This window comes from Hyphomicrobiales bacterium, assembly GCA_016710435.1.
Classification (GTDB): domain Bacteria; phylum Pseudomonadota; class Alphaproteobacteria; order Rhizobiales; family Aestuariivirgaceae; genus Aestuariivirga.
This window is the reverse complement of record JADJVV010000037.1, coordinates 1-9,246: the sequence shown is the minus strand read 5'-3', so window position 1 is coordinate 9,246 and position 9,246 is coordinate 1. Positions and strand designations below refer to the sequence as shown.

7 protein-coding genes are annotated in these 9,246 nt (G+C 61.0%); all 7 read left to right on the top strand.

Features of this window, described 5'->3' with window-relative positions; genetic code table 11:
* Positions 1-661 precede the first annotated feature (661 nt).
* On the top strand, positions 662-1,507 hold the full coding sequence (locus IPM06_20825; protein ID MBK8772855.1) for a hypothetical protein: 846 nt from the start codon (positions 662-664) through the stop codon (positions 1,505-1,507).
* Positions 1,504-3,345 carry a hypothetical protein gene (locus IPM06_20820; GenBank protein ID MBK8772854.1) on the top strand — a complete coding sequence of 614 codons (1,842 nt, stop codon included), beginning with the start codon at positions 1,504-1,506 and terminating at the stop codon, positions 3,343-3,345. Before IPM06_20825 ends, IPM06_20820 begins: the two co-directional genes overlap by 4 nt.
* Positions 3,321-5,810, top strand: a complete 2,490-nt coding sequence (locus tag IPM06_20815) for a hypothetical protein (protein ID MBK8772853.1) — start codon at positions 3,321-3,323, stop codon at positions 5,808-5,810. Before IPM06_20820 ends, IPM06_20815 begins: the two co-directional genes overlap by 25 nt.
* A 1-nt stretch (position 5,811) precedes the next feature.
* Positions 5,812-6,207 carry a hypothetical protein gene (locus IPM06_20810; GenBank protein ID MBK8772852.1) on the top strand — a complete coding sequence of 132 codons (396 nt, stop codon included), beginning with the start codon at positions 5,812-5,814 and terminating at the stop codon, positions 6,205-6,207.
* The gene (locus IPM06_20805; protein ID MBK8772851.1) at positions 6,116-7,012 is read left to right on the top strand and encodes a hypothetical protein; all 897 of its coding nucleotides are present in this window, start codon (positions 6,116-6,118) and stop codon (positions 7,010-7,012) included. Before IPM06_20810 ends, IPM06_20805 begins: the two co-directional genes overlap by 92 nt.
* A 14-nt stretch (positions 7,013-7,026) precedes the next feature.
* A complete protein-coding gene (locus tag IPM06_20800) occupies positions 7,027-7,536 on the top strand; it encodes a hypothetical protein (protein MBK8772850.1) in 510 nt (169 codons plus the stop codon).
* Between the two features lie 61 nt (positions 7,537-7,597).
* The coding region (locus tag IPM06_20795) for a right-handed parallel beta-helix repeat-containing protein (GenBank protein ID MBK8772849.1) at positions 7,598-9,246 on the top strand (1,649 nt) is incomplete at its 3' end.

Here is a 9,246-nt window from a genome sequence, read left to right as displayed (position 1 = left end):
AGCAACGTGTGCATGCCAGCGTGATCGAGGCCGCGCTGCAGGCCGGCAACGCCTCCTACGCATCGCGCTACCTCGCCAAGTACAGTAACGACATCACGGCCGACGATGCGCTAAAGCTACCGGGCAGATTGACAAGGTGATGGACGTACAAAGCCTTGTCCGCAACCAATGGGCGACCAGCAACTCGCGCCGCGCTTCCAGCCTACCGACTTCGACAGAATGCGTGAACATCACATTCAAGACCGAATCCAGGAGATCGGCAATTCGACAAGGCCGGCAACGTCGCGACTTCTTCCGCGGGCGCGATCGGAATCGCACAGGTGATGCCGACGACCGGGCCAGAAGCGGCAAAGCTGGCCGGGCTGGAATGGGACCCGAAGCGATTCAAGGAAGATGCCGACTACAATGCTGCAGGCTTGGCCGCGCCTACCTCAGGATCAGTTGCGCGTATTCCATAACAATGTGCCGATGGCATGGGCTGCCTACAACGCAGGGGCGGGTAGGGTAAAGACCGCCATGAAAATGGCCGATATCGCCGGAAACAAGGAGGCGTGGCTCTCGTTCATGCCGGATGAGACGAAAGCGTATGTTCAGAAAAACATGCGCTCCTACGCAACGGGGTCCGGTGCGCCACAGGCGCCGAGTGAGATGGAAATGGTCAATGTCGCCGTCGAACGACTGGGGCCGAATGCCAGGCCCGAAGCTGGTCAGATTGACGCGCGCCAGACGGCGGAGCATCAATACTGGGCTGATCGACAAGGCGCAGAAGGATCGCGACGAATCCGCGGTGATGACGGCAATGCGCGAACTAGAGCAGAACGGCGGGCGCTTCTCGTCGCTCTCGATTGCGACGCGATCGGCGATACCGCCGAAGGAAATCGACAACCTGATGAGCTATGGCAGCCGTCTCGCAAAGGGCGATGACACGACCAACCCGGCGCTGTACCTGAAACTCACAGACGAGCGATCGTTGAAGGCGCTCACTGACGCGCAGTTCTACCGGCTGCGTGGCGAACTCTCGCAATCGGATTTCCAACATTTCGCCAGAGAGCGGCAGAAGGAGATTGCCGGCAAAGGCTCGGACAAGCCAGATGACCTGAATACATCGGCGATCAAGCAGGTGCTCGACGATCGCCTGCGCATGCTTGGACGCGACCCGACTCCGAAGGATGGAAGCACTGAATCGCAGTTGATCGGAGCGATGCACAAGACAGTGCGCGACTCGATCCTTAACGCCCAGACTGTGACCGGCAAGAAGATGACCGACGCCGAAGTCGAGAAGCACATAGACGGGCTGTTTTCCAAGAGTGTTTCATTTCGCAACACATTCCTTGGTATGGATATCGGCGGTCTCAAGTCGATGGGGCTGATGGGAATGTCGCCGTCTGACATTCCGACCAACGTCCGCGATCAACTCAAGAAGGATTTCGCCGCTCGCGGCATCGACTCGCCCGCCGATACCGATCTGCTTGGCGCCTACTGGAAGCTGAAGCTCAGCCAACGATGAACGACGAATTCGACACGGCCGGCGCGGTCGATGCCTACCTGAACGACACGGAGACAAATCCTGCCTTCGACGCGCGCATTAACGTCGCGCTGTCGCTCGATACGCCACCCGACTACGAAGCCGAGTTGCGTCAGGCCGCGCAGCGCACCGGCGTTCCGCTGGAATCGGCGCGCGCCTTCCCCGATGAGGTAAAGCGCCAGGCGCAGATCGAGGCGGTCGACTTCGTGCAAATGGCGAAAGACTTTCCGCACACAACGCGGTTCCTGAGCAACCTGAATAACTCTCGTCTGGCGCATGACGACATCGGCAACCTGAGCGAGACCGAGAAGGCAATTCGTGCGATGGGCAATGTCTTGCGCGCGCCGAGCGGGCCGAATGCGACCATCGGCACCGTCACCGATGGCCTGGCGAAGTCCCTGCCGCAGGGCGCTGAATTGGCTCGGCAAGGACTGCGGCTACAGTTTGCCGATCTGTTCGGCTTCGAGGAAATGCGCGTCGACGCAGAGCGCAAGATGGCCGCGGCGCAGACCAAGGGCATCCTGTCGACGCCGGAGTTCGACAGTTCTACCGCCCGCGGCGTCTATTCTGGTGCGTCGAGCTTCATGCGGCAGATACCAGGCCTTGTCGCCTCTGTCGCCACCCGCAGCACGGTGCCGATGCTGGCAACGATGGGAGTGCAGACCGAGGCAGAAGCCTATGGCAAGTACCGCCTGCGCGGCGCGGAGCCTGTCGTGGCTGCCATCGGTGGCGCGGGAGAAGGCCTCGTCGAAGTTGCAACCGAGCTGCTGCCGATGTCGTTCCTTGTCAGCAAGTTCGGCAAGGCCGGGGCAGGGGAGTTCATCACCGGCCTGCTGGCGCGAGAGGTGCCGACCGAGCAGATAGCAACGCTGGTTCAGGATGCTATCGACACCGCGATTGCCAATCCAGACAAGACATGGAGCCAATACGCCAAGGAGCGGCCAGATGCGGCCTATCAGACGCTCGTCGCGACGGTAACGCAGGCCGGCGTAACCGGAACCCTCAACGCAGTCGCCGCGCGCGCCTCTCGCCAAGAGCAGGCCGTAGCAGCCGGCCAACAAGATGCCCAAGCCATCGCCGCACTGTCTAAACTCGCTGCAGCGTCCAAGGTGCGCCAGCGTGACGCCACGACCTTCGAATCCTTCATCCGCCAGGCCACGGAAGACGGCCAGGTCGAGACCCTCTACATCGACGCCAATGCACTGATGCAGTCGGGTGTGGCCGATCAAGTCACGCAGCTTTCGCCTTCCGTGGCAGAACAGATCGAAGTCGCAGCGGCTACCGGCGGGCAGGTGCGCATTCCGACCGCCGAGTACGCGACAGCACTGGCCGGGCAATTCGACCAGCAGTTGATTCCGAATTTGAAGACCGATCCGGCGGGGTTCAGTCAGACCGAAGCCGCCGAGTACATGCAAACACAGGGCGAGCAACTGCGGCAGGAATTCGAGCGGGTGATTTCCGAGAAGTCGGACGATGCGACATTCAAGGCCAGCGCCGAGATGGTCAAAACGACGATCCTCGAGCAACTCAACACGGCCAACCGATTCACCGCACCCGTGCATGACGCCTATGCCTCATTCGTTGCGCAGTTCTACGCGGTCACGGCGGCGAAGATGGGTACGACTCCCGAGGCGCTGTATGGGCAGTTTCCGTTGCGGGTGGCGGCGCAGGGAGTTGGTGGGGCGCAGTTCAATCAGGGGGCGATCGATACGCCGGAGTTCCGCGCATGGTTCGGCAACAGCGCAGTGACGGACACCGGCAAGCCTATGAGCGAGGGGGGGGAGTTCCTCTGGTGGTGTATCACGGGACGGATGCCGTAGCCATATCGAAATTTGATCCATCAATGGGCACGCGAGGCTCACGAAACGAGCGTGAGTTCATGGTGTTTTCTACGCCGGACGAAGCCACCGCGGAAGAGTATGGGAAGAATGTTCTTCCGTTGTTTGTTCGCATCGAACGACCTCTGACCAGAGCAGAAATAGAAGAGGTTGTCGGGCCGGCTATCGTTGGCCCAACGACAACAGACTGGCATTTGTATGAAGGTAAGCTTCTGCCATCTTGGGAATGGGCAGACGAGCTTGCGCGCAAAGCTGATGAGGTTGGCGCTGACGGATTCGTTGTTTGGGATAATGCTAGCGGTATAACTGTCGCATCATACGTCGCCTTGAGCCCCGAGCAGATCAAGGGCGCGATAGGAAACAACGGCGACTACGACCCGAACAACCCAAACATCCTGCGCCAAGACAAGCGCGGCAGCTTCAGCCCCGATACAAACCTGATCGTCCTGCTGAAAGGCGCCGACCTGACGACCTTCTTGCACGAGACCGGGCATTTCTTCCTCGAGATGACCGCCGACCTCGCCTCGCGCCCCGATGCGCCGGTCGAGATGCAGCAGGACATGCAGACCCTTCTCGCGTGGTTCGGAGTCAGGGATATGGCCGAATGGACCGCGCTCGACTTCGAAGAAAAGCGCGCCTACCACGAGAAATTTGCCGAAGGCTTCGAGCGCTACCTTTTCGATGGAAAGTCGCCATCGATCGAGATGCATGGACTGTTCCAGCGATTCCGCGCTTGGATGCTGAACGTCTACAAGTCGCTGAAGAACATGCGCGTAGAACTCACCGACGAGGTGCGCGGCGTGATTGACCGCATGCTCGCCACGACTGAGCAGATTCAGACCACGCAGATGGCGCGCTCTATGCTGCCGCTGTTCCAGACCGCAGAGCAGGCCGGTATGACGCCGGAAGCGTTCAAGGCCTACCACGACCAGGCGCTGCAGGCTACGCAGGAGGCGATCAGCACACTTGAAGTGCGCGGCCTGCGCGACATGCAGTGGCTCGCTGGCGCTCGCTCGCGGGAACTCAAGCGGCTGCAGGCCGAACAAAAGGAGGTTCGCGCCGAGACGATGATCGAAGCGCGCCGGCAGGTGATGGAACAGCCGATCTATCGGGCCTGGCAGTTCCTCACCGCGAAGGGCGAGGAAGGGGAACCCGCCGGCCGGCTCAAGCGCGAGGACCTCGCCGGCATGTACGGCGGGCAGGCGGCGGAAGGATTCGATAGGTATGCGCTACTCGACTGGAAGCGCCTGACCGATCAACGCATGACGGCAGACGATGGCCTGCATCCTGACATTGCCGCGGAACAGCTGGGGTTCTCCTCTGGTGACGAGCTGGTGCGTGCACTTCTCTCTGCCGAGAAGCCGCAGGTTGCCATCGAAGCCCTGACCGACCAACTGATGCTGACCGAGCATGCTGACCTCGCCACACCGGAAGCGCTCGAAGATGCCGCCAATGCAGCAGTATCGAGCGCCGCGCATGCGCGTTTCGTCACGACCGAATACAACGCACTGGCGGCTGCGGCCAATCCGACCGGGCAGGCAGGTACCGACAAGAACGGTCGGCCGATCGTGCGCCCTCTGGTGCCGGAAGCGGCCAAGCAGTTCGCAGCCGAGACGATCGCCCGCCAGCGTGTGCGCAACCTCAAGCCGGGGCAATACACGGCTGCAGAGTCAAAGGCCGCGCGGGCAGCCGAGAAGGCATTCAAGACCGGCGACATCGAGACCGCAGCCGCCGAGAAGCGCAACGCGGTGCTGAGTGCGTATCTGGCGAAGGCGGCATACGATGCGCGCGACAACGTAGAGCAAGGCATTCGCTACCTGAAGAAATTCGACAAGGCGAGCGCGCGCAAGGCGATCGGCGCCGACTATGGCGAGCAGATAGACGCGCTGCTCGAACGCTTTGACCTTCGCCAGCAATCGCTCAAGGCGATCGACCGCAAAGCCAGCCTGGCGCAATGGGTCGAATCGCAGCAGTCGCAGGGTATCGAACCTGATTTGCCGCCTGGGCTGCTCGACGAGGCGCAGCGCAAGTCCTACAAGGACATGACGGTCGAAGAGTTCCGCGGCTTGGTCGAGGCGGTGCAGCAGATCGAGCACTTGGGCCGGCTCAAGCGCAAGTTGCTCACGGCGCGCGACCAGCGCGACTACGAGACGGCGCGCGACGCGATCGCTGCCGGCATCATCGCGCATGCCGGGGATCGCCAAGCCAACACCCGCACGCCGGTTACTGCGCTGGGCCGTGCCGCGCTCGGTATCGCACGGTTCGGCGCGGCGCATCTGAAGGCGTCGACGATCGCCCGCGTGCTCGACGGCGGCAAGGATGGCGGGCCGATGTGGGAATACTTCCTGCGCACGGCGAACGAGCGCGCCGACATGGAAACTGTCATGCGCCAACAGGCGACCGAGCGGCTTACCGGAGATACTGCGGCCGGTTCTCGCGCTCGGTAGGATGGAAGGCAAGGGAACGTTTTTCCCGACGCTGAAGACCAGCCTGAACCGGGAACAGCGAATTGCGCTCGCGCTCAACGCGGGCAACGCAGGCAACCTGCAGCGGCTGCTCGACGGCGAAGGCTGGTCGCGTGGTGCGATCGATCCGGTGCTGCAGTCGCTGACCGCGGCGGAATGGGCTGCCGTGCAACAGGTCTGGGATCACTTCGAAACCTACCGAGAGGCGATCGGCGAGAAAGAGCGGCGCGTCTACGGCGTCGAGCCGGAATGGATTGCGCCGCAACAACTGACAGTCATCAGCGCCGATGGCCAGGCGCTCACGCTGCGCGGCGGTTATTACCCGATCAAGATACGATCCGCGCGCCACGCTGCAGGCCGAGCAGCACGACGACGCTGAAGTGGCCAAACAAATGATGGCCGCCGGCTACACCTCTGCCACCACGCGGCGCAGCTTCACCAAGGCGCGCGTCGCCGAAGTCAAAGGACGCCCGATCCTCTACTCGCTGACCGGCCTGTACTCCGGCGTCAACGAGGTGATACACGACTTGTCGTGGCACGAGTGGCTGATCGATGCGAACAAGTTGCTGCGATCGAACACCATCGACCAAGCGATTCGCGAGCACTACGGGCCGGAGTGGAAGCAGCAGATCAAGCACTGGGTCGAAGCTGTCGCGCGCGGCGACAGCGCAGAGCGCCATGCGCTCGAGGGACTGATCGGTACGCTGCGCCACAATGTGTCGATCGCCGGGCTGGGATTCAATGTCGTGACCGCGGCGATTCAGCCGTTGGGCTTCACGCAGTCGATCGTGCGCATCGGGCCGCATGCCGCATTGCGCGGGCTGTCGCGCTTCATGGCCTCGCCGTTCGATCTGTCGCGCGAAGTGAACGCCAGGTCGGTATTCATGGAAGAGCGCGGTCGCACCCGTTTCCGCGAACTCAACGAGCTGCGCAACCAGGTGCAGGGACAAGCGACGGTACGCCAGGTGATCGAGCGCTACGCTTTCTCGATGATGCTGGCGATGCAGCGCACGGTCGATCTGCCGACATGGTGGGGCAGCTACGACAAGGCGCTGGCCGAAGGAAATGATGAGGCACGTGCTGTGTCGTTGGCCGATCAGTCGGTGAAGGACAGCCAAGGATCCGGGTTGGTGATGGATCAGTCGGCGATCGAGCGCGGCGGGCCGTTCGTCAAACTGTTCTGACCTTCTACACATTCATGAATACGGCGCTGAATCTCGGCGTCGAACGCACCATGACGGCCAATACGCCGGCGCAGCGCGCGCGACTGGCATCTGATTATCTGCTGCTCTACGTGGCGCCGCCGGTGCTCGCCGCACTGCTCAAGCAGGCCATCATGCCGGGCGATGGCGAGCCGGACGACAAGCTGAAAAACCTGCTGGGCGAGATGCTCAACTTCTGGATGGGGCTCGTCGTGGGCTTGCGCGAGTTTGGCAACATGTCGCGCATCGTGACGGGACAGCCATCGTTAGACTACTCCGGGCCGACTGGACTGCGCGCCGTTCCAGATGTTCAGAAGGCAGCGGAGCAGGCTGTGCAGGGCGATTTCGATACCGCATTCCGCAAGGCGTTCGTCAATGTTGCCGGCGACCTCTTCGGCATACCGTCTGCGCAGATCAATCGTTCCGTCACCGGGGCGCAAGCTCTCAGCGAAGGCAAGACCGAGAACCCAGCCGCGTTGCTCTTCGGCTATCAGGAAAAGCGCTGACGCGCCGGGAATCCATAACACAATTATGCAAACTGACGATCAAGAATCGAGGTAGCTTATCATGACGATTTCATCCGATGACCGCGTCGCAGGCCCCTTCGCCGGAAACGGCGCAACCGTCATCTTTCCCTTCACGTTTAAGGTCTTCACGCAGGTCGACCTACGAGTCATTCAGACCGATTCGAGCGGCGTGGAGACGGACAAGACGCTGACCACGCACTACACGGTCAGCCTCAACGCGGATCAGAACGTTTCGCCAGGAGGCTCGATCACGATGCTGGTTGCGCCTCCTGCCGGTCACAAAATTACCATCACGACTGCGCTGCAGTCGCTGCAGCAGACCGACCTGACCAATGGTGGAGGCTGGTATCCGCAGGTGATTGAAGATTCGCTCGACAAATTGACTATTCTGGTGCAGCAGGTCGAGGAGAAGACCGACCGCGCCATCACGGTGCCGATTTCGTCCGGGGCGGGCAGCAGTGCGCTACCGAATCCGTTGGCGAGTTCGCTCATCGGCTGGAACGCCGCGGCGGATGGTCTGCAAAACTACCCGCCGTCCGATCCTTCTGCATTCTCCGCGGCATTTGGGTCCAGTGCCGGGGCTGGGTTGGTCGGCTTTTTGCAATCAGGCACAGGCGCAACAGCTCGCACGGTACAGGTCAAGCTGAGTGAAACGGTTAGCGTGAAGGACTTCGGCGCAGTAGGGGACGGCACGACGGATGACACGGCCGCAATACAGGCGGCGCTGACAGCGCACGATGCGGTCTACTTCCCGCCGACCGCCTCGGGCTACAGAATCAGCAGCACGTTAGCGATTAGCCGCGCGAACAGCGAGATTTTCGGGGCTGGACGGTTTTCCTCGTTTATCAACCTTGCTTCGCAAAACTTCAACATCTTCAATATCACAGCGGTTGGCAATGTCGTCATCCGGAATTTAGGCGCGTTTAACTACGGCGCGGCCACTAGCGGCTATTTCGTCTATAACCCGACTGCCTACACTGTGACGGTTGCGGACTGCTACACGAGCGCGGTTCATTCAGGCGTATTGATGGGTGCGGCATCTACCGCGGGTGGGGCCAAATGCACCGTCAGCGATTGCCAGTTCGACGACATCGCATTGCTTACCGGCATCGGCCTTTACCTTGGCGGCACGGGCGAGATTAGGAGCATTTCTAACGTCAATATCCTGCGCCTTGGTTCTACCGTTTCGGCAGACAATTGTTTTGCGGGCATCCAAATTACTGGCGGGGTCGCGATTAATATCGAGAGCTGCCAAATTACAGGCGCGGGGACGCCAATTTACATAGCGCCGCCTGCAGGGTCGATAGTCTCCCACGTTACTCTTGACCGTGTGTGGTGCGATAGTAGTTCTGGCAGTGGAATGAGCCTTGACGGCACCGCTGCCGCGAACCTTATAACCGGCGTTCGCGCAAACCAGTGCTGGTTCAGCAGTAATGGAGGGTCTGGAGTTTTGGTCGCGGGATCAGTGCGCGACCTAAAGCTCGTCGGGTTGAACGAAATGCACAGCAACCTTGCCAGCGGCATTGCAATTGCAGCAAATGCAACCATTCCAGGATGTCAAATTCATGACAACTCGATTGGTGGCAACGCCAGTACCGGCATCGTGATTGGTGCAAACGTAGGAAACTTCTCTATCCAGGGCAACCAGATAGGCGCGGCCTCTACCTTCGGGGCAAATGCTCTTGGCAT